Origin of the sequence: Bacillus sp. Marseille-Q3570, assembly GCF_946151055.1 — a bacterium.
In the GTDB taxonomy this organism is placed as follows: domain Bacteria; phylum Bacillota; class Bacilli; order Bacillales; family Fictibacillaceae; genus Pseudalkalibacillus.
This window is the reverse complement of sequence record NZ_CAMGYZ010000009.1, coordinates 100642-126168: the sequence shown is the minus strand read 5'-3', so window position 1 is coordinate 126168 and position 25527 is coordinate 100642. Positions and strand designations below refer to the sequence as shown.

Below are 25527 nucleotides of genomic sequence, written 5' to 3'. Positions count from 1 at the left end.
CAGAGCCATCAAGCGTTTTGATAATTCATCACGCTAGAACGGCTGTCATGGTGCTTGAGAATTTTTATATGTGTTTTATGGAGGTGCAACAACTTGTTAAAAGACTTGTTTGCCAAAAAAAGAAAATATGCAACAATCCCATCTGATCGAGTAAAGCAAGATGTTCCTGAAGGACTGATGACCAAATGTCCCGTTTGTAAATCCATCATGACGACAAAGGAACTGAATAAAGCTCATAAAGTTTGTATCTCATGTGATCATCATTTCAGGATGACCGCAAAAGAGCGCATCAACCTGATCATTGATCAAGGTACGTTTAATGAAATCAATCAAGAAATGCAAACAGAAAACCCGTTGAATTTTCCGAATTACTTGGAAACGATCGATAAAGATCAGAAGAAAACAGGAATCAATGAGGCGGTTGTGACCGGAAAAGGGGACATAGATGGTCATTCCATCATTTTTGCGGTGATGGACGCGCACTTCAGGATGGGTAGCATGGGATCAGTTGTAGGTGAGAAGATTACAAGGGCAATTGAAGCAGCTACAGATGAGCGAAAGCCTTTCATCATCTTTACCGCATCTGGTGGAGCTAGAATGCAAGAAGGGGTCCTTAGCCTGATGCAAATGGCAAAAACAAGTGTTGCATTGAAACGTCATCATGAAGAAGGATTATTATTTATTTCTGTCATGACTCACCCTACTACAGGAGGCGTTTCTGCAAGTTTTGCATCCGTCGGGGATTATAATTTTGCTGAACCCCAAGCATTGATAGGGTTCGCCGGCCGAAGAATCATAGAGCAGACAATCAGGCAAGAACTGCCGGAAGATTTCCAAACAGCTGAATTTCTATTGAAACACGGTCAGTTGGATGCCGTAATACATCGAACAAAAATGAAAGCGACACTTGCAAATGTATTGGATATTCATGAAGGAGGTGAAGAGTGATGGTAGGAGAATTAGAGTTTGAACGTCCAGCAAAGGAATTGCGGAGTAAAATAGCTGAATTGAAGAGATTCATGGATGAAAAAGGGATTGATCTTAGTGATGAACTTCAACGATTGGAAGAACGGTTGGAGAAAGTCGAGAAAGAAATATACGGTAACATGACCCCCTGGGATCGCGTCCAGTTGGCACGCCATCCGGAAAGACCGACAACTTTAGATTACATCACCACTCTCTTCACGGATTTTCTTGAGCTGCATGGTGATCGGTTATACGGTGATGATGAAGCTATCGTCGGAGGAATCGCGAAATTCCATGGTAAGCCTGTAACTGTGATCGGTCATCAGCGTGGTAAGGATACAAAAGAGAACCTTCGAAGGAATTTCGGAATGCCTCACCCAGAGGGATATCGAAAAGCATTACGTTTGATGAAACAGGCAGAGAAATTCAACCGTCCGATTGTTTGTCTTCTTGATACAAAAGGTGCGTACCCTGGTATGTCTGCTGAGGAACGAGGACAAAGTGAAGCGATTGCCCGCAACCTTGTGGAAATGGCAGGATTGAAGGTGCCTGTCGTATGCATCGTTATTGGTGAAGGTGCTAGCGGTGGAGCGCTTGCGATCGGGGTAGGAAATCATGTGCACATGCTCGAAAATTCATGGTACTCTGTGATTTCACCTGAAGGAGCAGCAGCTTTATTGTGGAAAGATTCAACTCAAGCCAAAAGGGCTGCTGATGCGATGAAAATCACAGCACCTGACCTGCTTGATATGGGTATCATTGATGAGATGATCCCTGAGGTTGAAGGAGGAGCCCATCGAGATCTTGAAACACAAGCTTTACACATAGAAGAAGTGCTGAAAGCATCATTAGATGAATTATCTAACATGACATGTGAGGAACTAGTCGCTCATCGTTATGAAAAATACAAAAAAATCGGACAATATACCTTTGAAAGCGATTCCATCAGCGTAAAATAAAGAAGGTGCTTTTCCTGTCATGGGAAAGCACTTTTTCTGTTGGATGATTGTCTATTGTCTTCCATTTTGGAACATGATATTTTAAGAACACAACAAACACAACTATTGGTCGAGGTGAAAGATATGAAGCGGATAGGAGTATTGACAAGCGGAGGAGACAGCCCGGGTATGAATGCAGCTGTACGAGCTGTTGTACGGGAAGCAATATATCAAAAAATAGAAGTGTACGGGATTTATCATGGATATGCTGGTTTGATCGAAGGCAATATCGAAAAGATGGAGCTTGGATCTGTTGGTGATATCATCCATAGGGGCGGAACGATGCTATATTCCGCAAGATGTGAAGAATTCAAGACGCACGAAGGACAAATGAAAGGTGTTAAACAACTGGAGAAATTCGGGATTGATGGTCTAGTCGTCATCGGTGGTGATGGCTCTTATCGTGGTGCCCAAAAACTGACGGAGCATGGTTTCCCGACAATTACATTACCTGGAACGATCGATAATGATATCCCTGGTACGGATTACACGATCGGTTTTGATACTGCGTTGAACACTGCTATTGATGCGATAGATAAAATACGTGATACTGCTACGTCCCACGAAAGGACTTATGTCATTGAAGTAATGGGACGTAACGCTGGAGATATTGCACTTTGGTCAGGACTTGCTGGTGGAGCTGAATCAATTTTGATTCCTGAGGAAGACTTTAAAATGGAAGAGATCACTGACAGGTTACGCCGAGGACATGACCGTGGGAAAAAGCATAGCATCATTGTCGTGGCAGAGGGCGTAGGCAGTGGGGTCGATATCGCCAATCAAATCAAGGAATCGACGAACTATGAGACTAGAGTCACTGTTTTAGGCCATATCCAACGGGGCGGTTCACCAACTGCGTTTGATCGTGTGTTAGCAAGCAGGCTTGGAGCTAAAGCGGTCCAGATGTTAATTGCTGGAGAAGCTGGAAAAGCAGTTGGGATTCAAAAGAACAATATCGTTGCACATGACATAAATGATGTTCTGTCTCAATCCCACAAAATCGATAATGAGATGTACCTGCTCTCTCAAGAGCTTTCGATATAAAGGTTTCCGGAGAAAGGTTTGCTATCTTTCTTCAATATAAGGGCAACTAGGCTCAGCCTGCGCTAAAGCTTGGCTGTCCCAAGTTTCCTTTAGAAACATATAGAAGAGTTAATTCCAAGGAGGAACATGATGAGGAATACCAAGATTGTTTGTACAATTGGACCAGCAAGTGAAACGATAGAAACATTGACATCACTGATCAATGCAGGGATGAACGTCGCACGACTGAATTTTTCACATGGGGATTTTGACGAACACGGTGCTCGTATCCAAAATATCCGTCAGGCAGCTGAAAAGACAAGTAAAACAGTAGCAATTCTACTTGATACGAAAGGGCCGGAAATTCGAACGGGTACATTGGAAAATGGCGAAGTTGAATTGAAAGCTGGACAAGACCTTATCGTATCCATGGAAGAGGTTTCTGGAGATGATACGAAGATTTCAGTCACTTATCCAGGCCTGGTGGATGATGTAAAGGTCGGTTCAACAATCCTGCTTGATGATGGTCTTATTGAACTTGAAGTCACAAAAGTCGAAAACAACCAGCTCCAGACGCGCGTTTTGAACAGCGGTACATTGAAAAACAAAAAAGGTGTTAATGTCCCGAACGTTTCCGTAAATCTACCTGGGATCACAGATAAAGATGCACGTGATATCGAGTTTGGAATTCGTCAGGGAGTCGATTTTATCGCGGCATCTTTCGTACGCCGGGCATCGGATGTATTAGAAATCCGCGAGATCCTCGAACGCCATAATGCAGAGCATATCCAGATCATCCCAAAGATCGAGAACCAGGAAGGCGTCGATAATATCAACGAAATTCTTGAAGTTTCTGATGGTTTGATGGTAGCTCGTGGAGATCTTGGTGTTGAAATTCCTGCGGAAGAAGTTCCACTTGTCCAAAAAGAATTGATCCGAAAGTGTAACGATAAAGGGAAGCCTGTTATAACAGCTACTCAGATGCTTGACTCTATGCAGCGTAATCCGCGTCCTACACGTGCCGAAGCTAGTGACGTCGCGAATGCGATCTTTGATGGAACAGATGCAATCATGCTTTCAGGTGAAACAGCTGCAGGTCTATATCCAATTGAAGCTGTTCAGACGATGCATAAGATTGCCATGAAAGCAGAAACTGCGATGAATCATGCAGAGATCCTTCACTCTAGAAGCAAATCAAGCAAGTTGACTATTACGGATGCGATCAGTCAATCAGTTTCTCACACGGCATACAATTTGAATATCTCTGCGATCATTGCTCCGACCGAAAGTGGTCATACTGCACGTATGATTTCAAAATACCGTCCTGAAGCAGCGATCATTGCGGTGACGAGCTCAGAGGTGGTCTGCCGAAGAATGTCCCTCGTATGGGGCGTTACACCTCAGCTCAGTGAGGAAGCGAGATCGACAGACGAATTATTGGAAATTGCAGTCAATGCTTCTCTTAAATCCGGCATTGTCAATCACGGGGACCTCGTCCTTATCACAGCAGGTGTTCCTGTTGGAGAAACAGGAACAACTAATTTGATGAAGGTCCATGTAGTCGGAGATGTCATTGCAAAAGGGCAAGGGATCGGACAAAGTTCTGTTGCAGGGAAGGTTGTAGTCGCAAACAATGCAGAAGATGCATCTTCAAAAGTCAATGATGGGGATATCCTTGTTACAATCGGTACGGATCGTGAAATGATGCCGGCATTGAAAAAGGCTGCTGCCATCATAACCGAAGAAGGTGGATTGACAAGTCATGCGGCTGTAGTTGGACTAAGTCTTGGAGTTCCTGTCATCGTAGGAGTTGAGAACGCAACTAAACTCCTAAAGGATGGACAGGATATAACTGTTGATGGCTCGCGCGGTGTGGTATACAGCGGTAAGACAAGTGTGCTATAAGTCGTAATTTCAGATATAATGGAAGTAACACCGTTCTGAAGGGGCGAGCCTATGTTTCGAATTCTCTTATTATTGCTCATTATCGTACCTGCAATGGAAATAGGTATTTTGATTTGGTCTGGAAATACAATTGGGGTACCGATTACGATCCTACTCATCATCGCAACAGGTATCATTGGTGCATGGCTGGCCAAAAAAGAAGGCATGCAAACTCTGAGACTGGCACAAATCCAATTGCAGAATGCGCAAATACCGAATGATGTGATTTTAGATGGCATTTGTATCCTGATAGGGGGCTCTTTGTTGTTGACCCCGGGTTTCATCACGGATACTGTAGGATTTTTATTGTTGATTCCTTATACCCGGGCGTTCGTTAAAATCGGGATGAGACGATTCATACAAAAGAAAATTGACTCAGGTCAATTTTCATTCACCATCCGGCGATAACTAAAAACTGGACTGACTACACATATAGTCAGTCCAGTTTTTTAAATTACGCTGTTTTCGCAACCTTTGTTGCTCTTGCACTTAAACAAGGAAAGCTTCGGCAGCGGTACATCGCACGAAGAAAATCCGATTTTCACTTTCGAGGAGTCTCGCGCAATGCTCTCCAATCAACTTGCCCAAGGTGTCTCTTTACAAAAATGACCGGTCGATCCCGTATCATGTCACGCTGCTTTTTTACCGATGATGAAATGCCATATATCCTTGAATACATTCGCCTGGTTCAAAGCTCGAATAACAACCAGAGTGACAGGTCCGATGATCAGTCCGAGGAAACCGAATAACTTGAAACCTACGAATAAAGAGATTAATGTAGCAAGAGGATCTAATCCTATACTTGTAGATAGAATCTTAGGTTCCATAATTTGTCGCTGTATGATGACGACACCGTATAAAATTGATAATCCGATCGTCAGGGTGAATTCTTCCATGACAAAGGAATAAATGATCCAGGGGACGAAAACGGCTCCTGTGCCAAGGTAAGGCAAGAGATCGACTATACCGATCAGAATAGCAATGGTAATAGCATAATCAACTCGTAAAATAAGAAGTCCTACCAATACGATCCCCGCGGTTATTGATATAAGTGTCAATTGTGCTTTAATAAATCCAACGAGTGCTTTACGAAGCTCGTTATAGACACTTCTGCCGCTTTCAACAGTCCGTTCGGGGGTTTTTCTCTCTAACCAGCCTTTGAACCGGTACCAATCCTTACTGATGAAAAACGTAGCAAGTAAAGAAAAAATCATAACCGTGACAACATTAGGCAAGCTAAGTAAAAAGTTCTGTAATCCAATCAACACGGACTGGACAAACGCTTTAACGTTTTCAGTAATATTCTCGCCAATTGATTGGATGTTACCGATTACGGTTTCACGTTGTGATGGATCAAGACTCTTGAACATTGCTACCAAATCATAGTAGATCGGTAAAATTTGCTGAGTGAAGTATGCTTGGCCGAAATGGACTAATGTCTGGGTATGCTGCGGGATCACTTCCGCAAGATAACCAAATCCCGAAATCATCTCGCTGATCAACAATGTCAAGAAGCCGGCGATCAGCCCGATCAGTAGGATCAATATGATCATGACGGCAATTCCCCGAGGCATTTTTCCCTTCCGCTCAAGAAGATTGACGAGCGGATTGATCATCAGAGCTAAGAAAAAAGCAATGATGAATGGATAGGTGACTTTCGCGGTGAGCAGCAGGGCATAAAAAGAAAAGATGATGATTGCAATGACTAATAGAAATCTTAAAAAGCTATATACATAATGAAGATTCAACTGCATCGATCCTTTCGCCAGGGTGGTCGGTCGCCCTGTGGATTAGTATTATTTTACAATTATAGGCGGTAAGATTCAATGAAAATGAGAGAGGGAGAAGAGAATGTTCGATCAACCAGCTTTATTTTTGTTAGTATTATTAGGCATTGCGCTTTGGGCAAAGAACAAGTCCTTATTGATTGCAATTGTTTTTCTGCTTGTCATCAAATGGGTTGGGCTTGGCGATAAAATCTTTCCAGCCTTTCAAAAAAAGGGGATTGAATGGGGTGTAACGATTATCACCATTGCCGTTCTTGTTCCAATCGCCACTGGTGATATCGGCTTCAAACAGTTAGGAGAAGCACTGAAATCGTCTTATGCATGGATTGCACTGGGATCAGGAGTTGCGGTTGCATTAATCGCTGCAAACGGAATCCAGCTCCTCGCTGAGGATCCGCATATCACAACCGCCCTGGTCTTTGGAACAATTTTAGCAGTAAGTCTTTTTAATGGTATCGCAGTCGGTCCTTTGATTGGAGCAGGAATTGCATATATGGTCATGAAAGTCGTAAACTACATTTCATGAAGGTATGATTTTCTTGTTGAAAGTCGATATACATTTACACGAATTCCAAGAGCTGGTTGCGAGTGATCTTGCGGTTCGCCAACGGTAAGTCAGTATTTTCCGTGCCATAAAATGGAATTATGACCATCAAAACCTTGCGTTAAATTGTCTTTAATTTAGAGAATTGCGTTGATATATTAAGGTTTTCGAGTCGTAGGCGTTCACAAAGTTCAGAAACTTGTTTATAATTAATATGTATGCGTTTTATCCTTCCTTAATTAATGTGTTTACTTCACGGTAAACATTTCTTTGATACAAAAAGTTCGTCAAACTTTTTGGGCACGTGCTTTATTGTATTAAGAGAACAGAGAAATCAATTTTATTAAAAGGAGAGAGAGCCATGACTACCACTAGAGGTTTAGAAGGCATTGTAGCTACAACATCCTCGGTAAGTTCGATCATCGATGGTGTACTGACATATCGCGGCTACAATATTGACGATCTTGCAGATTATGCAAGTTTTGAAGAGGTTGTTTACTTACTTTGGTATGGTAAATTACCGAACCGAAAAGAATTGGATGATTTCAATGCTGAATTATCCAAGCATTACGCTTTACCACAGCAAGTATTGGATATGATGAAAAGCTTTCCGCTTGATGAAATCCATCCAATGGCGGCGGTCAGAACTGCTGTATCTGCATTAGGCTTATACGATAGTGAAGCAGATGAAATGAATGAGAAAGCGAATTTCACAAAGGCGATTCGACTACAGGCGAAGCTTGCATCCATCGTGGCGGCATTCTCTCGTTTACGTGATGGCCAAGAAGTCATTCAACCAAATACAAAACTCAGCTATGCTGCAAACTTCTTGTACATGCTAAACGGAAAAGAACCTGATGAAATCTCCGAAAAAGCTGTTAATAAAGCATTAGTACTTCATGCTGACCATGAGCTCAACGCTTCTACATTCACAGCCCGTGTTTGTGTCGCGACACTATCCGATATCTATTCTGGTGTAACAGCAGCGATCGGGGCATTGAAAGGACCGCTTCATGGTGGAGCCAACGAAAGAGTAATGAAGATGCTTACTGAGATCGGTGAACCAGAAAACGTCGAATCTTATTTGAAAGAAGCACTTGAACGTAAGGAAAAAATCATGGGATTCGGACATCGTGTATATAAGAATGGAGATCCTCGTGCAAAGCACCTTCGTGAAATGTCTAAGCAATTGACTGACATTACAGGAGAATCCAAGTGGTATGACATGTCTGTAAAGCTGGATGAGTTGATGACGAATGAAAAGGGCTTGCTTCCTAATGTTGATTTCTACTCAGCATCTGTATATCACAGCCTTGGACTGAAACATGATCTTTTCACACCTATTTTTGCGATGAGCAGAGTTTCAGGCTGGTTAGCGCACATCTTAGAGCAGTATGAAAACAACCGTCTGATCCGTCCTCGTGCAGAATACATCGGACCTGATAAGCAAAAATATGTCACAATTGAAAATCGCTGATTAAATGACCAATGTCGACTTACTGCTAAAGTGTCGGATGAGATTCATCATGACATGATCCTCATCAGACGCTTTTTATGAGTCATTTGATAAAAAATCTGTTACGATAAACAACGAAAATAAGATTTTACGATCAGGAGGTAATTAACTTGTCAAATGGAGAAAAAATTAAAGTTGATAACGGGGTACTGAACGTACCGAACAACCCGGTCATCCCTTATATCGAAGGTGACGGAATTGGACCAGACATTTGGGCTGCAGCATCTAAGGTATTGGAAGCTGCTGTTGAAAAAGCATATAACGGAGAAAAAGGGATTGTATGGAAAGAAGTCCTAGCTGGCCAGAAAGCTTATGATCAAACTGGTGAATGGCTCCCAGCTGAAACGCTGGATGTGATTCGTGAATACATACTCGCGATCAAAGGACCATTGACGACTCCTATTGGTGGTGGTATCCGGTCATTGAACGTAGCATTGCGTCAAGAATTGGACTTGTTCACTTGCCTACGTCCAGTCCGCTACTTCACAGGCGTTCCATCTCCTCTAAAAAAGCCGGAAGATACTGATATGGTCATTTTCCGTGAGAACACTGAGGACATCTATGCGGGTATCGAATTTGCAAAAGGTTCTGATGAAGTCAAAAAAGTCATCAAGTTCTTGCAAGAAGAAATGGGTGCAAATAAAATCCGTTTTCCTGAGACTTCTGGTATCGGCATCAAGCCTGTTTCAGAGGAAGGAACAAAACGCCTTGTACGTGCTGCAATCGAATATGCACTGAATGAAGGACGTAAGAGCGTTACACTTGTTCATAAAGGAAACATCATGAAGTTTACAGAAGGTGCTTTCAAAAACTGGGGTTATGAAGTTGCTGAAGAAGAATTCGGAGATAAGGTATTCACTTGGGCTGAGTACGACCGTATCGTCGAAGCGGATGGTAAGGATGCTGCAAATAAAGCACAAGCTGACGCTGAAGCTGCTGGCAAGATCATCATCAAGGATGCAATCGCTGATATCTTCCTTCAACAAATCCTTACACGTCCAGCAGAGTTCGATGTTGTCGCAACAATGAACTTGAATGGTGACTATGTTTCAGATGCACTTGCTGCGCAAGTAGGTGGAATCGGAATCGCTCCAGGAGCGAACATCAACTATGAAACTGGACATGCTATCTTTGAAGCAACTCATGGAACTGCTCCGAAATATGCAGGTTTGGATAAAGTCAACCCATCTTCAGTCATTCTTTCAGGGGTATTGTTGTTAGAACACATCGGCTGGACCGAAGCAGCTGAATTGGTCATGAAGTCTATGGAAAAGACGATTGCAAGCAAGGTCGTGACATATGACTTCGCACGTCTTATGGACGGTGCCACTGAAGTTAAATGTTCAGAATTCGGTAACGAACTGATCAAAAATATGGCATAAGGAGTGGTATACATGGGAAACAGACGTAATAAAATTTCTGTAATCGGCGGTGGCTTCACTGGAGCCACTACCGCATTCATCGCAGGTCAAAAAGAACTTGGAGATGTTGTCCTTGTAGATATTCCAGACATGGAAAACCCAACTAAAGGGAAAGCGCTGGATATGCTTGAATCAAGTCCTGTCCAAGGATTTGATTCGAAAATTACTGGTACGGCAAACTATGAAGACACAGCAGGTTCTGACATCGTCGTCATCACTGCTGGTATCGCACGAAAGCCAGGTATGAGCCGTGACGATCTCGTCAATACAAATGCGAAGATCATGAAGAGTGTGACACAGGAAATTGTGAAATACTCTCCAGAATGCACAATCCTCGTTTTGACGAACCCGGTAGATGCAATGACTTACACAGTACTTAAAGAATCTGGTTTCCCTAAACACCGCGTAATCGGTCAGTCTGGTATCCTTGATACGGCACGATTCTGTACGTTCGTTGCAGAAGAACTGAACCTTTCAGTCAAGGATATCCGTGGATTTGTGCTTGGCGGCCATGGTGATGATATGGTGCCATTGATCCGTTACTCAAACGCCGGAGGAATTCCTTTAGATAAATTGATCAGCAAAGATCGCCTGGATTCAATCGTAGAAAGGACTCGTAAAGGTGGCGGTGAAATCGTACAGCTATTAGGAAATGGCAGTGCGTACTATGCACCAGCTGCTTCCCTTGTTGAAATGGTGGAAGCGATCCTTAAAGATCAACGCCGTGTCCTTCCAGCAATCGCTTATCTTGAAGGCGAATATGGCTACGAAGGAATTTGCTTAGGTGTACCGACTGTCCTTGGAGGAAAAGGTCTTGAGGAAATCATTGAGCTTGAATTGACAGATGATGAAAAAGCTCAATTGGACAAATCAGCCGACTCCGTCCGAAATGTCATGAATGTTTTAACTTAATAATGGAACAATGTAGAAGGAGGAATTCGGGAACTTTTCTCGAATTCTTTCTTTACACTAGGCTTAGTTAATTTTTGTTGTTGAGTAATTTATCAACAAATATAATCAGCCAATTTTCTTTTACACCATAATGTCAGAATGTTTCTATTCATCTGGCATTTCTTTTTCGCAAATGGTGTAAACGCTTACTTCACGAGGAGGGAACTGACATGTTACTAGGGAAAAAACGAAAGCTCGGCAGAAAAATCGATGAGATAAATGTGGGGGAAAAACTAGAGATCACTGAGACGATCGAGGATAAAGATCTTCTGTTATATCTTGGATTGACAGATGATAACAATCCATTATATATCCAACATGATTATGCATCATTGACCCCTTTCAACAAACCGGTGGTCCCGCAAATCATGCTGACTGGTTTTATCACTTCTGCTGTCAGTAAATATTTGCCTGGCCCGGGAAGTTCTATATTAAAACAAACGATTTCCTTTCCGAAGCCTGTCTATCACTACGCAACGATCATACTTAAATTTGAAATCACAAATGTCGATACGGAAAAGCATGTTGTGACTATGATAATCAAGGGTTATGACGAGTCTGAGACACTGGTCATCGATGGTGAACTGGAAGTTTGTCCACCATATGCACCACGTTCGATCACCTCACGGACATTTGATAATTTTTAAGCCAGTGTAAAAATTCGGTAACAAAAGAGACGTTTTCGTCTTTTTTGTTTTTTTTTTCGCTTTGATGTGTAAAAATAAAATCAAAATCATGTCCATATGATGAGGTGGCGTTAAGATGAGAGAAAAAATCCTAGTAATCGAAGACGAAGAGTCTATCAATACATTATTGCAATTCAATTTGGAACAAGCAGGTTTTGAAGTGATCACCGCAATGGATGGTGTCACCGGGCTGGAACTTGCCCGTGAAGAACAACCCGACTTGATTGTATTGGACCTGATGCTTCCAGAGATGGATGGTTTGGACGTATGTAAAAATCTACGTCAATCGCAGCTTCTGATCCCGATACTCATGCTGACCGCTAAAGACGATGAGTTCGATAAGGTATTAGGTTTAGAACTTGGAGCGGATGACTACCTGACAAAACCATTCAGTCCTCGAGAGGTTGTGGCGCGTGTCAAAGCGATATTGAGAAGAAGCCAATATGTTACATCTCAAACATCTCAACCTGACGATCTGGAATCCATGAAGGTAGGGGATTTGAAAGTCTACCCAGACAATTATGAAGCATTTTTCGAGGGTGAACTGCTTGAACTTACCCCAAAAGAATTCGAACTACTCGTCTATCTTATCAAAAACCGAGGACGAGTCCTTTCACGTGAGCAATTGCTCAATGCGATCTGGGATTATGATTTTGTCGGTGATACAAGGATCGTCGATGTCCACATCAGTCATCTTCGTGAAAAAATTGAACAGAATACCAGAAAACCGATTTATATCAAAACCATCCGAGGACTAGGATATAAATTGGATGGACCTCAGTAAATGGTTAACTTTCGCGGCAGGATTTTAAATTCTTTCATCATATTTGCAAGCGGCATATTCCTGTTGTTAAGTTTCGCTATTGCTAATCTTTCAATCGGTGCCATGGAGCGCGAGCAATTTGATTCGTATGCCAAACAGCTCCAATTTGTTTCAAAGGCGATCGAACTTGGAAACACTGACCTTCAGCAGACGTTGAATCAGTATGAAGGCAGTACAGATGGGGAAGTTTCGTATATTACACAAGGGGGAGAGATTGCGGCGACAACATTTGAAAAACCGCCGTTTACTGAACAGGAAAAGTTCACACCATCTGAAAACGTGGAAAAAATCGAGCGTGATGGAAGAGTTGATTTTGTCATGACACTTTCACCTGAACAATCAACTTCCGATTATCTCGTCATATCTGCTGAAGAGAAAACACTGACCAATGAAGTGCGCCGCTACTGGATTCCTGTCTTACTTACTATCCTTTTAAGTTACGCATTATTGATTGCAGTTACCTTTCGATTGACTGGAAAGCTGGTAAAACCCGTTGATGATGCTATGCGTGTTGCAAAAGAACTCGCCCGCGGTAATTTCAAAGCCAGGACACATGAATACCAGTTGAAAGAGACGGGTCAACTGAACCACTCCCTTAATATACTGGCTCGGAATCTCGAACAGATCACCGAGTTGAGAGAGGCAGAGCAAGAACGGATGTCAACAGTGATTGAAAACATGGATAGCGGATTGTTGCTGATCGATTCGAAAGGCTATATCAACTTGATGAACCGTGCCTATAGAACTCTCTTTGAAATTGATTCAGAGAACTGGAAAGAAGCACTGTACCATGAAGTTATGCCGAACGAGGATGTTATCGAGCTGGTTGATGAAACATTTCTAACCGAAACAATTGTGAAGAAACAAGTCACGTTATCAATCGGCATCGACCGGAAACATTTTCATTTAACATGTGTACCGATTTTGGGTCAAAAAGACAAAATAAAAGGAATTGTCCTTGTTTTTCATGACATCACAGAACTTAAAAACCTGGAGCAGATGCGAAAAGATTTCGTAGCCAATGTTTCGCATGAATTGCGTACACCTGTTACCTCATTAAAAGGTTTTGCGGAGACCTTATTGGATGGAGCAATGGAAAGCAAAGAGCTTAGGGAGAAATTTTTAACGATCATATGGAAGGAAAGCGATCGGCTGCAAAATTTGATTCAAGACTTGCTCGAATTTACGAAAATGGAACAATCCAATTTTCAATTGAACTGGCAAAGGATCAACCTGGAAACCATTGTGAATGATGTGGTCACATTACTCGAACCACGAGCAGAACAAAAAGATATCAAGGTATTCGTTGAGATTGAGGGAGACCTTAAAATAGAAGGTGACTCTGCTCGTATGAAACAAATCATGATCAATTTGCTGAATAATGCATTATCTTACACGCCTAATGGCGGAAGCGTATGGATTAAAGGAAAAGAGGTCGACGACAGGATACACCTAGAAGTAAAGGATACTGGAATTGGAATTACAGAAGATGAAATTCCGCGTGTGTTCGAACGATTCTACAGAGTAGATAAAGCCCGAAGCCGAAATTCAGGAGGTACTGGCCTTGGACTAGCAATCGTCAAGCATTTAGTCGAAGCCCATAAAGGATCAGTCAAGGTGACGAGCCAAAGAGAGGTTGGAACGACGTTTACACTAGCTTTTTTCAAAGTAAGACAAGACTGAACATTTACACAATATTAACACCTACGATATTGGCACTTCACAATCCATTGCTAAACTGAACTCGAAAATCCTTTTCAAAGGATCCCCTTATTGTTGGCGAGAGCACTCCTACGGCTCTCGTCTTTTTTTGCGTTTAAAGGTGGTGGGACAAATGAATTTTTTCACTTAGAAAACTCGAGTGAGCAATAAATGAAGGTACCGCTTCATCAACATCCTTCGCTTTCCCCGGGCACGGCCACAGCCTCCTCAGAAATCACAGACCGCTTTCTTCCCGGGTCTTCGACTCGTGTTGTTCCCGCAGGAGTCTACGGATGTTGCCTGCGCTTTTCGTCTTTTATCTATAAAACTTTATTGTTCGTCTTTTCTGTTGGTAGTTATCGTTTCGTACCAGCCTCTTAAATATTGCACGACTTCACTCCAAAGTTGCACAATGAACCCTCAATAGGCCCTTTTCTAAAAGATGGTTGCTATTGAGTCATTTTAAAAACTATACACCCTCCCTTTTTCCCTTCTAAATCCAAACATGATAAAATGTAGCTAGTGTTGAACGAGGAGGAAATCGAATGAGCAAAAAGAAACTCGTTTTAGTAGATGGGAATAGTATTGCATACCGTGCATTCTTTGCATTGCCCCTTTTAAACAATGATAAAGGTGTATACACGAATGCAGTGTACGGCTTCACAACAATGTTATTAAAAGTGCTGGAAGAGGAAACGCCAAGTCATATGCTTGTTGCATTTGATGCAGGGAAGACGACATTCCGTCACAAAACCTTTGATGAATATAAAGGTGGCCGGCAAAAGACACCACCAGAACTATCTGAACAATTGCCATTGATCCGTGAATTGCTGGATGCTTTCGGTATCAAACGATATGAACTGGAGCAGTACGAGGCGGATGATATCATCGGTACTTTATCGAAGCAGGCAGAGTCGAAGGAATGGGATGTCAAAGTCATCACCGGAGACAAGGATTTGCTTCAATTGGTTGACGATCATGTGCATGTCGCACTCACTAAAAAGGGCATTTCAGATGTGGATACATACGACTTGAAGCTCGTTGAGGAACGTTACGGATTGACACCTGATCAAATCATTGACATGAAAGGACTTATGGGAGACAGTTCGGACAACATCCCAGGGGTGCCAGGTGTCGGTGAAAAGACAGCAATCAAGCTCTTGAAGGAATTTGGAACGATTGAGAAAGTGCTCGACTCAATCGATCAAATTTCAGGGAAAAAACTGAAGGAAAAACTTGAAGATAATAAAGAACAAGCTGAAATGAGTAAAAAACTTGCAACGATTGAAGTGGAAGCACCGATTGAAATCAAACTCGACGGTTGTGAGTACGAAAATGAAATCTCTGAAAAAGTCATCAAACTCTTTAAGGAGCTTGGATTCAACTCACTATTAGACAGAGTGGACAGCGGTGCTGCTGAAGAAGCGGATAAGCCGACTGAAGAAATCAACTACGAAATTTTAGAAGAGGTTAAGGAAACCGACTTCGGCCAAGATGCTGCAATCGTCATCGAGTGCTTAGCCGAAAACTATCACAATTCTGATATTTTAGGTATCGGAATTGTCAGTGATGAAGGGAAGTACTTCATTCCGACAGATGTAGCATTGAAATCAGACTGTCTGATCGAGTGGCTTGAGGATGAAAAAGTAGAAAAGTATGCAGCTGATGCAAAGCAAGCTATTGTATCACTTGCTTGGAAAGGCATCCGTTTAAAAGGTATCAAATTCGATGCTCTAATTGCATCTTACCTATTGAACCCATCCGACTCTTCTCATGATATCGCCTCGATTTCAAACAGGCTTGGTTTTAAGGGGGTATCAAGCAATGAAACCGTCTACGGTAAAGGTGCAAAGCAAAAAGTTCCAGACCAAGAGGCTTTAAGTGAACATATTGTACGTAAAGCGAATATGCTCCGTGAAGTTGTTCCTCATCTCAAAGAAAGTCTTAAGAAAAATGAACAAGATCAGCTCTTTTACGATTTAGAAATGCCTCTCTCCATAGTGCTCGGCGAGATGGAACAGCAAGGCGTCCAGGTCGATGTGAACCGATTGGAAGAGATGGGGGTTGAGCTGAACGACCAATTGGAAAAGATAGAAGGGAAAATTTTCGAATTGGCAGGAACGGAATTCAATATCAATTCACCGAAACAGCTTGGTGAAATCCTATTTGAAAAAATGCAGCTACCGGTCATCAAGAAGACGAAGACAGGTTATTCAACGTCAGCTGATGTTCTGGAAAAACTGAAGGATAAGCACGAAATCGTCGAAGAAATCCTTTACTACCGTCAGCTTGGTAAGCTTAAGTCCACATATGTAGATGGGTTGTTGAAAGTGGTGAATCGTGATACGGAGAAAATCCATACCCGTTTCAATCAAGCACTCGCGCAGACCGGACGATTGAGTTCGATCGATCCGAACCTGCAAAACATTCCGATTCGTCTGGAAGCAGGCAGAAAAATCCGCCAGGCTTTCATACCATCGGAAAAAGATTGGGTTGTTTTCGCTGCGGACTACTCCCAAATTGAACTACGTGTTCTTGCCCATATCGCACAGGATGATAAATTGATAGATGCATTTAATAATGAGCTGGATATCCATACGAAAACAGCAATGGATGTCTTCCATGTTGGAAAAGATGAAGTGACTGCTGATATGCGGAGACAAGCGAAAGCGGTCAACTTCGGAATCGTCTATGGTATCAGTGATTATGGACTGTCACAAAGCCTTGACATAACACGTAAGGAAGCGGGACAATTCATCGAACGTTACCTGGAAAGTTTCCCAGGTGTCAAACAATATATGGATGATATCAAACAACAAGCCAAACAAGATGGATATGTAACGACGATGTTGAATCGCAGGAGATATCTCCCTGAGATCACAAGCCGTAACTTCAATTTGAGGAGTTTTGCTGAACGAACAGCAATGAATACACCAATACAAGGATCAGCTGCCGATATCATCAAGAAGGCGATGGTAGAGATGGCGAAACGCCTGAAAAGAGAAAAGCTTAAAACCAGAATGCTTTTGCAAGTTCACGATGAATTGATTTTTGAAGCACCAAAAGACGAAATCGAAAAGCTTGAAAAGATCGTACCGGATGTCATGGAGCATGCTGTTCAATTGGATGTTCCATTGAAAGTAGATTACTCATACGGAAATACATGGTACGACGCAAAATAATATCATCCAGGTACCCGGTCTTCTGAATGCAAAGCCGGGTACCATTATGATTTTTAGGTAGGGAGATCAGAAATGCCTGAATTACCAGAAGTAGAAACCGTTCGACGAACATTGGAAAATCTCGTACTAGGAAAAACAATAGAAGATATCACTGTAACGTGGGCAAAAATCATCAAACATCCAGATGATTTAGTCGAATTCAAATCCTTGTTGGTGGGTCAGACGATCCGTTCAATAGGGAGAAGAGGGAAATTCTTGAAAATAATCCTCGACGATGTTGTTCTGGTTTCTCATTTGAGGATGGAAGGTCGTTATGTTTATGTAGAAAATGAGGAAGAAGCAGATAAGCATACGCATGTGATCTTTTCATTCACGGACGAATCAGAACTTCGGTACCGTGATGTCCGTAAGTTTGGGACCATGCATGTTTATCCGCTTGGAGAGGAAGAGGATCATTTACCATTATCTCAATTAGGTCCTGAACCTTTCGATCCCACCTTCGAACCAATTGAACTCTGGAATAAGCTCCAGAAAACGACCCGGAAAATCAAACCCGTATTATTAGATCAGACTATATTGGTCGGTCTTGGAAACATCTATGTAGATGAAGCGCTCTTCAAGGTTGGAATCAGCCCTGAAGCAGAAGCCAGATCCTTATCGAAAAAGCGAGTGGAAAAGTTGCATCAAGCAATTGTCGAAACGTTGATGGAAGCGGTCGAGCAAGGAGGCAGCACGATCCGATCCTATGTCAATTCCCAGGGGGATATGGGGATGTTCCAGCAAAGGTTATCGGTTTATGCCCGGAAAGGAGAACCTTGTTTGAACTGTGGAACAGAAATCATTCGGATTGTGGTAGGCGGAAGAGGCACACATATTTGCCCGAGCTGCCAAAAGTAATTGGGGTAATTTCATGAAAATGCCGTACATCGGATGGGCACCTTCCATATACTATCCTAGCGCTGAAGCAAGGAGGATGTATGGAAGTGACAGGATGGATAGCCCTATTGACTCTGACGATAGCTGTAAGTATGGACAGCTTCGGTGTTGGTGTAACATACGGTGTACGACGCATGAAAATTACGTATTTCTCTATCATTCTGATTGCACTCTGTTCTGCTCTGATGTTACTTGCCGCAATGAATGTTGGAACGATCATCAGTACATTCGTTTCTCCTGCTTTTGCAGGCAAGTTGGGTGGAATCTTGCTCATCGGTTTAGGCATGTATGTGTTATGGCAATTTTTCAAAAGTAGTGCTGAACCAGAGGAAGAAGCGTTTAAAAAGAATGAATCAGAATACATTTGGAACATGGAAATCCGTTCGTTAGGGATCGTCATTCAAATCCTCCGGACACCTGCAGCTGCAGATATCGACCGTTCCGGAACAATTGCAGGCCTTGAAGCATTATTGCTTGGATTGGCACTGTCCCTGGATTCTTTTGCTGCTGGTCTAGGTGCTTCCTTACTCGGATTTCCGCATTTGATGACGGCTGTTTTTGTATCAACGATGAGCGTGTTGTTCCTTGTCACTGGTATGAAGCTTGGAAGAGTGCTATCTGCGTTACCGAAAATGCGGTTAATCAGCTTTTTTCCTGGACTCATGCTGATCGTGTTAGGTATTTTCAAACTGTGAGGTGTTAGAATTGATTGTTGGTTTGACAGGTGGAATCGCAAGTGGGAAAAGTACCATTTCTGAAATGATCCAGGAGATGAATATTCCTGTCATAGATGCTGATAAGATCGCCCGGGAAGTTGTGCTGCCGGGCGAGCCAGCATACAAGCAAATCGTTGAATTTTTTGGTACAGAAATTCTTGAAAAAGACGGTAATTTGCACCGGAAAAAATTAGGTTCAATCATTTTCAATGATGAAGAGAAACGTTTGAAGCTGAACAGCATTGTGCATCCAGCTGTACGTAAACGGATGATTGGACACAGGGAAGAGCTTTTGGAAGAGCATGAAGATGTCGTCATGGATATCCCATTGCTGTTTGAAAGCAAACTGACTCATATGGTTGATCGTACATTGCTAGTGTATGTGGATAAGGAAACCCAATTAAGAAGATTGATGGACCGGGATCATTCGTCCGCTGAAGAGTCCTTATCACGCATCCGTTCACAAATCCCATTGGACGATAAGAAAAAATGGGCAGACGATGTCATTGATAATAATGGGACGTTTGAAGAGAGCCGTCAGCAATTGATACATATATTTACTAAATGGGATATACTCTAAGGGAAGTAGGATTCTCATTCGCTATTCTTCAAGTATATGTCGAAATTTTGAACTTTAGAGGCCGGGCATAGGCCTGTTTTTTCTATTATTAATAAATTTAGTGTTCCCTTTTACATATAATATGTTATACTAATTTTAGATTTTCAGAAAAAAGTATAGCACTTTATAGATAGTGGAGGGATTCAACATGAAAGCTAGAGTAGCCATTAATGGATTTGGTCGAATTGGACGAATGGTATTCCGTAAAGCGATGAAAAACCAACAATTAGATGTTGTAGCGATAAATGCAAGTTATCCTTCTGAGACACTGGCTCACCTTATCAAGTACGATAGCATTCATGGTACTTACGACCTTGAGGTTGAAGCTAAGGAAAATTCTTTGATTGTAGATGGAAAAGAAATCAAATTATTAAGCAACAGAGATCCGAAGCAATTGCCTTGGGCTCAACTGAACGTTGATATCGTTATTGAAGCGACTGGAAAGTTCAAATCCAAGGAAACTGCTGGGTATCATTTAGAAGCGGGAGCAAAGAAAGTCATCATAACAGCTCCTGGTAAAGATGAAGACTTGACGATTGTCATGGGTGTAAATGATGACGCTTACATTCCGGAAGAGCACCATGTTTTATCGAATGCTTCTTGTACGACAAACTGTCTTGCACCGGTCGTTAAAGTTCTTGATGAGCAATTTGGAATTGAAAATGGTGTAATGACGACTGTCCATGCATATACAAATGATCAGAAAAATATCGATAACCCCCATAAGGACTTGAGACGTGCGCGTGCTTGTGGACAATCGATCATCCCGACTTCCACTGGCGCAGCTAAAGCGATTGCAAAAGTCATGCCTCAATTGGAAGGAAAGCTTCACGGTATGGCACTGCGAGTTCCGACACCGAACGTATCCCTCGTCGATCTTGTTGTCGATGTAAAGCGTGATGTAACAGTTGAAAAAGTCAATGCAGCACTCGAAACGGCATCGAAAGGAAAGTTAAGTGGAATTTTAGGATATACGAAAGATCCACTTGTATCGATTGATTTCAATGGAAATGAAAATTCTTCAATCATTGATGGGATGTCCACAATGGTCATCGAAGACCGTAAAGTGAAAGTTCTTGCGTGGTATGACAATGAGTGGGGATATTCTTGCCGAGTTGTAGATCTTGCAGAAAAAGTCGGAGAAACACTTGATGCCTTAACTGACAAGCGATTGTCAGGAACTGCGTAAATAACATGTGAAATAGGGGATTGGCTTCTAATGGCCAATCCTTTTTTTAATTTCATTATTAAGATTGTTTTAGGTATAAGTGAAATTCACTCCCACTCCACGGGCAAACGACCAGGAAAACTGAAGAGGAGGCTATACCGCTGCAGGATGTTTGAAGTGATACACAAGTGACTGGTCGCTGAGCTGGACATTACTTACCTGCATTCCCCACATCCGTAAGCCTCCTCACTTGCACAGGATGTGTTGGCTTCACGTTCACCATGGATCACGGATTTTTATTTCAGCCATGCAGTTGTCCGCAATTAGAAGTGGGCACTTATGGTGCGATGGTGCGTAAATGAGAAGATCTAGCATTCAGGAAAAAATCAAGCCAATCCTTTTTTGTACAGGTTTGAAGGAGTATGTATAGGTGCTGAAATCAGTAATCAGACTGGGAGAAAAAATTCTCTTGCAAAAAATAGAGAAAAGCAGTATACTGTTCATCGTGAACTTCAAGTTATAAGCAATTTAGGAACTGGATACTACTTAAAGGGTTAGGACCTCTTTGGACTAACTTTCCCCCGTGGTAAACCTCCATTTCCGCATGCTTTTGAAGGCATGATTATTATTGAAGGGGGACTATGCAAATGGATACAATGGGACGTCATGTGATTGCTGAATTATGGGGTTGTGATGCAGAGAAGTTGAACAATATGCCTTATATTGAACAACTATTTGTAGAAGCTGCACTGAAATCTGGTGCAGAGGTGAGAGAAGTAGCCTTTCACAAATTCGCACCTCATGGAGTAAGTGGAGTTGTGATCATATCTGAATCACATCTAACAATTCACAGTTTTCCAGAGCATGGTTATGCAAGTATTGATGTTTATACGTGTGGTGATCTTGATCCTAACGTCGCTGCAGATTATATCGCAGAAGCACTTGGAGCTTCATCTAAAGAAAATGTAGAACTTCCAAGAGGTATGGGTCCAGTTAAAGTCGGCCAGAAAAAGGTCTCAGCATATTAATATTGACAATGACTATCAAGGTGTGCAGATGCACACCTTTTTTACATTTTAAGAAAGCATAAATCCTTTTTTCAATATGAACGCAACTAAAACTCGGTCTACGTCAAAGGTTTGGCTTTGCTATTTTTTTAATGGTGAATAATCCAAGGTCACATTTGATCATATGAAAACTTCTTGTCATGGGATGACCTTTCCACTATCATTATAGTTAAGGATAATATTACAATTCGACTAAATATGACATTATATAAAGCGAAGTTTATCGATATGGGGTTGGTTAAATGCGTTGTCCACATTGTCAACATAACGGTACCAGGGTGTTAGATTCGCGCCCGGTCCATGGCGGACGTTCGATTCGCAGACGGAGAGAATGCGAAAAATGCAATTACAGGTTCACCACATTTGAAACAGTGGAAGAAATTCCTCTTGTTGTTGTGAAAAAAGAAGGCACAAGGGAAGAATTCAACCGGGACAAGCTTTTACGTGGATTGATCAAGGCTTGCGAAAAGCGGCCGGTACCACTTGAGGTTCTTGAAGAAGTCGTGAATACGGTTGAAAAAGATTTGCGCAATGATGGCTCTTCAGAAATCCAAAGTAAAGAAATTGGTGAACGGGTGATGGACCACCTGGCGAAGATTGACGAAGTAGCATATGTAAGATTCGCATCCGTTTATAGGCAATTCAAGGACATCAATGTCTTTATCGATGAACTTAAAGATTTAATAAAACGAGAGAACGAGTAAAGAGCTTACATATACATAAGCTCTTTTTTCACTTACCAATTATGAATGATAAAAGGTGAAGTAGATGGAAAATCATTGGAAAGAATTACTTCCTGTCGATCGCTTTCAAGTGTATAGCAGTGGACGGATACAAGCTGAAGAATTGAAGATGGTGACACTGTTGTATCAACCATTGGTAGGTGCCAGAGCATATAGTCTATATATGACTCTCTTTAGCGAAAACCTAAATGGAGCATCTTCACACCATACATTGATGAACCAGACACAATTGAATATGCAGCAGATCTTTGAAGAGCGGAAAAAGCTAGAGGCGATCGGATTATTGAAGACCTATCGGAAAAGAATTGAAGATGACCGCATTTTCATCTATGAATTACAGCCGATATTAAAACCGGAGCAGTTTTTCCAGGACGATGTTTTGAGTGTCTATTTATATGGACGTTTGGGAAAACAAAGGTATCTTGATGTCAGGAACCGTTTTATTCTCACAAATGAAACTCATGATGAATACGAGGAGGTTACAGCCAGTTTCAACGATGTATTTTCCTCTTTACATGAATCCGAAATCAGAGCGGCGACCGACTCGGAGATCCACCAGTCCATTTCCAGAAATGACCGTGCGAAGGATATGGAAGGGAATGCTCCTGCCTTTTCAGAGGATGACTTCGATTTCAATACGCTTGTACGGGACTTGAGCAGCTTTATCATACCATCAGAGGTGTTAACGGAAAGCATTCGGGAATCCATTCATCGTCTTGCGTTCATTTATCAAATTTCTCCGTTGGAAATGAGCAGTATCGTACAACAAGCTTACTTCAGGGACGAACAGCTTACCCCGTACTCGTTAAGGCAAGAGGTGCAACGCTGGTATAAGATTGAAAAACCGGGTCAATTACCACGCCTTAGTGAACGCAGGCAAAAGGAAATTTCGGTCGATAAAAATGAAGAAGAGTTATCACCCCAGGAAATGATGATTAAGACGTTTGAAACGATATCCCCTCGTGCATTGCTTGAAAAATACAGCGAGGGGGGGCGTGCTGCTAGTGCCGATCTTAAGTTGATCGACTCAATCATGTTCGACCAGAAGCTTTCAGCAGGTGTCATAAATGTCCTGATCGATTATGTGTTGAATACGAATGATATGAAATTGATCCACGCTCATGTCGAAAAAATTGCAAGTCAGTGGAAGCGCAAGAAAATTTCTTCTGTAAGAGAAGCGATGGAACTTGCCAAAGCTGAACATAAAAGTTATCAATCCTTTAAACAACAGAAATCAAAGACAGGAAGACCAGTCCAACAAAAGAATGTCAGAAAAGACAAGCTTCCAAAGTGGATGGCTTCACCTAAAACAGATAAAGAAAATCAACCGGTTTCAGAAACAGATGAAAAATGGCTTGAAGAATATTTGAAAGGACTATAGGGGGTGTAAAGTGTGAAATCAATATCAGAATCGATGAAAGGCTTTGCTGATCGTCCGAAAGTAGAAAAAGAATTGATTGAAGTGAAGAAAAAGGTACTAGCGCACCCCGACTGGAAAGCCTTTCATCAGACTCATCCGGAAATTACGAATCAAATGATCGATAGGAGCCTTCCAAGATTATTGGAGTTTGTAGAAGGATCTAAAAATTGTGAGGGTTGTCTTGACTTAGAGCGTTGTCAAAATATGCTTAAAGGGTATGAACCCCAGCTTTTCATCAACGGTCAAATCATCGATGTAACGTATAACCGATGCCATAATAAAATTGCTCAGGATGAATTGGAAAATCTCCAATCGTTGATAAAAAGCTATTTCATTCCGAAAGATATTCTCTCAGCAACATTTGAGCAATTTGATAAGAAAGACACAGAGAGGTATCAAGCGACCCTGAAGGCAGCCGAGTTTGTAAAAGCTGTCTCCAGTCCAGAAGGTTCATCCCAAGGTCTCTATGTCAATGGACAATTCGGAGTTGGGAAGACCTTTCTCATGGGAGCAATTGCAAACTCACTTGCGAAGAGGAACATCCAGACGATTCTTGTATATACGCCTGACTTTTTCAGGGAAATGAAAACGTCAATTGGCGACCAAACAGTCGATGAAAAGTTGGATGTGATCAAAAAGGCACCTGTATTGGTTCTTGATGATATCGGTGCTGAAACCATGTCTAGTTGGATCCGGGATGAAGTATTGGGTTCAATTCTCCAATACCGTATGATGGAAAAGCTGCCGACTTGCTATACCTCCAATTACGATTACGAAGAGCTTGAGGAGCATCTTTCCTATTCTCAAAAAGGTGGGATTGAACAATTAAAGGCGAAACGGATCATGGAACGGATCAAGCACTTTACCACCCCGATCTCACTCGGCGGTGAAAACAGAAGAACAAACAAATAGTTTGAGGGGACTGTCTTAAAAGTAAAGTATCAGACGCGTTAACAACATCTCGTATCAACACCACAATATGTTGTCAAATTCGGACTGACGCTGACTTATCTGGACAGTCTCCTTTTTTGATGCAAATTTTAACGGACACCAGAGACGCTATTTGTGAACAAAGCAACTGATTTTCCACGGTAATTACGAAATAAGGTCTCTCATGTCCGATAGTTTTGTAAAATCATAATGTTTTGGACAAATAAGTTCTCCTATGTCCGTTATAATTAATTTTCAGTTGAATAAATGTGAAACCAGCGGAATCAGCATGAGTCTTCAACGAACGCAGAACAATTTTAAAAGTCATTCCTTAGAATAATCTCCCTTGTCGTTCATATATTGTAACAATGATTGTGGACAAGGAG

General features: G+C 41.9%; 22 protein-coding genes. 21 read left to right on the top strand and 1 reads right to left on the bottom strand.

Translation table 11 applies throughout. The features are described from left to right. Positions 1-93 precede the first annotated feature (93 nt). The 5 genes from accD to N8M93_RS15270 all read left to right on the top strand — a co-directional run bounded on the left by accD (position 94) and on the right by N8M93_RS15270 (position 5339). The gene (gene accD, locus N8M93_RS15290; protein ID WP_261133234.1) at positions 94-948 is read left to right on the top strand and encodes an acetyl-CoA carboxylase, carboxyltransferase subunit beta; all 855 of its coding nucleotides are present in this window, start codon (positions 94-96) and stop codon (positions 946-948) included. Next, positions 948-1925, top strand: a complete 978-nt coding sequence (accA, locus tag N8M93_RS15285; protein WP_261133232.1) for an acetyl-CoA carboxylase carboxyl transferase subunit alpha — start codon at positions 948-950, stop codon at positions 1923-1925. Before accD ends, accA begins: the two co-directional genes overlap by 1 nt. 123 nt (positions 1926-2048) lie before the next feature. Further along, positions 2049-3008, top strand: coding sequence for a 6-phosphofructokinase (gene pfkA / locus N8M93_RS15280; protein ID WP_261133328.1), 960 nt, complete (start codon positions 2049-2051; stop codon positions 3006-3008). Positions 3009-3137: 129 nt separating this feature from the next. Further along, positions 3138-4892 (top strand): pyruvate kinase, encoded by a 1755-nt coding sequence (gene pyk, locus N8M93_RS15275; RefSeq protein ID WP_261133231.1) that lies wholly within the window; start codon positions 3138-3140, stop codon positions 4890-4892. A 51-nt stretch (positions 4893-4943) separates the two neighbouring features. Continuing rightward, a complete protein-coding gene (locus N8M93_RS15270) occupies positions 4944-5339 on the top strand; it encodes an FxsA family protein (protein ID WP_261133227.1) in 396 nt (131 codons plus the stop codon). Positions 5340-5560: 221 nt separating this feature from the next. Here N8M93_RS15270 and ytvI read toward each other — a convergent pair whose 3' ends face one another. After that, positions 5561-6679, bottom strand: a complete 1119-nt coding sequence (gene ytvI / locus N8M93_RS15265; RefSeq protein ID WP_261133326.1) for a sporulation integral membrane protein YtvI — start codon at positions 6677-6679, stop codon at positions 5561-5563. A 103-nt stretch (positions 6680-6782) separates the two neighbouring features. Between ytvI and N8M93_RS15260 the strand changes: the two genes are divergently transcribed. From N8M93_RS15260 to dnaI, 16 genes are all read left to right on the top strand, one after another. Beyond that, positions 6783-7244, top strand: a complete 462-nt coding sequence (locus N8M93_RS15260; protein ID WP_261133225.1) for a DUF441 domain-containing protein — start codon at positions 6783-6785, stop codon at positions 7242-7244. A 379-nt stretch (positions 7245-7623) separates the two neighbouring features. Next, the gene (gene citZ, locus N8M93_RS15255) at positions 7624-8739 is read left to right on the top strand and encodes a citrate synthase (RefSeq protein ID WP_261133223.1); all 1116 of its coding nucleotides are present in this window, start codon (positions 7624-7626) and stop codon (positions 8737-8739) included. Between the two features lie 143 nt (positions 8740-8882). Then, a complete protein-coding gene (gene icd, locus N8M93_RS15250) occupies positions 8883-10160 on the top strand; it encodes an NADP-dependent isocitrate dehydrogenase (protein ID WP_261133324.1) in 1278 nt (425 codons plus the stop codon). A gap of 12 nt (positions 10161-10172) precedes the next feature. Then, positions 10173-11111 (top strand): malate dehydrogenase, encoded by a 939-nt coding sequence (gene mdh / locus N8M93_RS15245; protein WP_261133221.1) that lies wholly within the window; start codon positions 10173-10175, stop codon positions 11109-11111. Between the two features lie 209 nt (positions 11112-11320). Then, positions 11321-11797 (top strand): MaoC/PaaZ C-terminal domain-containing protein, encoded by a 477-nt coding sequence (locus N8M93_RS15240; RefSeq protein WP_261133219.1) that lies wholly within the window; start codon positions 11321-11323, stop codon positions 11795-11797. Between the two features lie 115 nt (positions 11798-11912). Continuing rightward, complete coding sequence (locus tag N8M93_RS15235) at positions 11913-12620, top strand: response regulator transcription factor (RefSeq protein ID WP_261133217.1); 708 nt, start codon at positions 11913-11915, stop codon at positions 12618-12620. Next, complete coding sequence (gene pnpS, locus N8M93_RS15230; protein WP_261133216.1) at positions 12621-14342, top strand: two-component system histidine kinase PnpS; 1722 nt, start codon at positions 12621-12623, stop codon at positions 14340-14342. A 563-nt stretch (positions 14343-14905) separates the two neighbouring features. Further along, positions 14906-17542, top strand: a complete 2637-nt coding sequence (gene polA / locus N8M93_RS15225; protein WP_261133214.1) for a DNA polymerase I — start codon at positions 14906-14908, stop codon at positions 17540-17542. A gap of 72 nt (positions 17543-17614) precedes the next feature. Then, complete coding sequence (gene mutM, locus N8M93_RS15220; protein ID WP_261133213.1) at positions 17615-18439, top strand: DNA-formamidopyrimidine glycosylase; 825 nt, start codon at positions 17615-17617, stop codon at positions 18437-18439. An 80-nt stretch (positions 18440-18519) separates the two neighbouring features. Continuing rightward, positions 18520-19173, top strand: a complete 654-nt coding sequence (ytaF, locus tag N8M93_RS15215; protein ID WP_396125615.1) for a sporulation membrane protein YtaF — start codon at positions 18520-18522, stop codon at positions 19171-19173. A gap of 10 nt (positions 19174-19183) precedes the next feature. Further along, complete coding sequence (gene coaE, locus N8M93_RS15210) at positions 19184-19774, top strand: dephospho-CoA kinase (protein WP_314728292.1); 591 nt, start codon at positions 19184-19186, stop codon at positions 19772-19774. Between the two features lie 187 nt (positions 19775-19961). Further along, positions 19962-21002: a glyceraldehyde-3-phosphate dehydrogenase gene (locus N8M93_RS15205; protein ID WP_261133210.1), complete on the top strand. Its 1041-nt coding sequence runs from the start codon at positions 19962-19964 to the stop codon at positions 21000-21002. Positions 21003-21628: 626 nt separating this feature from the next. After that, on the top strand, positions 21629-22009 hold the full coding sequence (gene speD, locus N8M93_RS15200; RefSeq protein WP_261133209.1) for an adenosylmethionine decarboxylase: 381 nt from the start codon (positions 21629-21631) through the stop codon (positions 22007-22009). Positions 22010-22290: 281 nt separating this feature from the next. Next, the gene (nrdR, locus tag N8M93_RS15195; RefSeq protein ID WP_221566360.1) at positions 22291-22752 is read left to right on the top strand and encodes a transcriptional regulator NrdR; all 462 of its coding nucleotides are present in this window, start codon (positions 22291-22293) and stop codon (positions 22750-22752) included. 64 nt (positions 22753-22816) lie between these two features. After that, positions 22817-24172, top strand: a complete 1356-nt coding sequence (locus N8M93_RS15190; protein ID WP_261133206.1) for a replication initiation and membrane attachment family protein — start codon at positions 22817-22819, stop codon at positions 24170-24172. 12 nt (positions 24173-24184) lie between these two features. Continuing rightward, positions 24185-25123: a primosomal protein DnaI gene (gene dnaI, locus N8M93_RS15185; RefSeq protein WP_261133204.1), complete on the top strand. Its 939-nt coding sequence runs from the start codon at positions 24185-24187 to the stop codon at positions 25121-25123. The last annotated feature ends 404 nt before the right edge of the window (positions 25124-25527 follow it).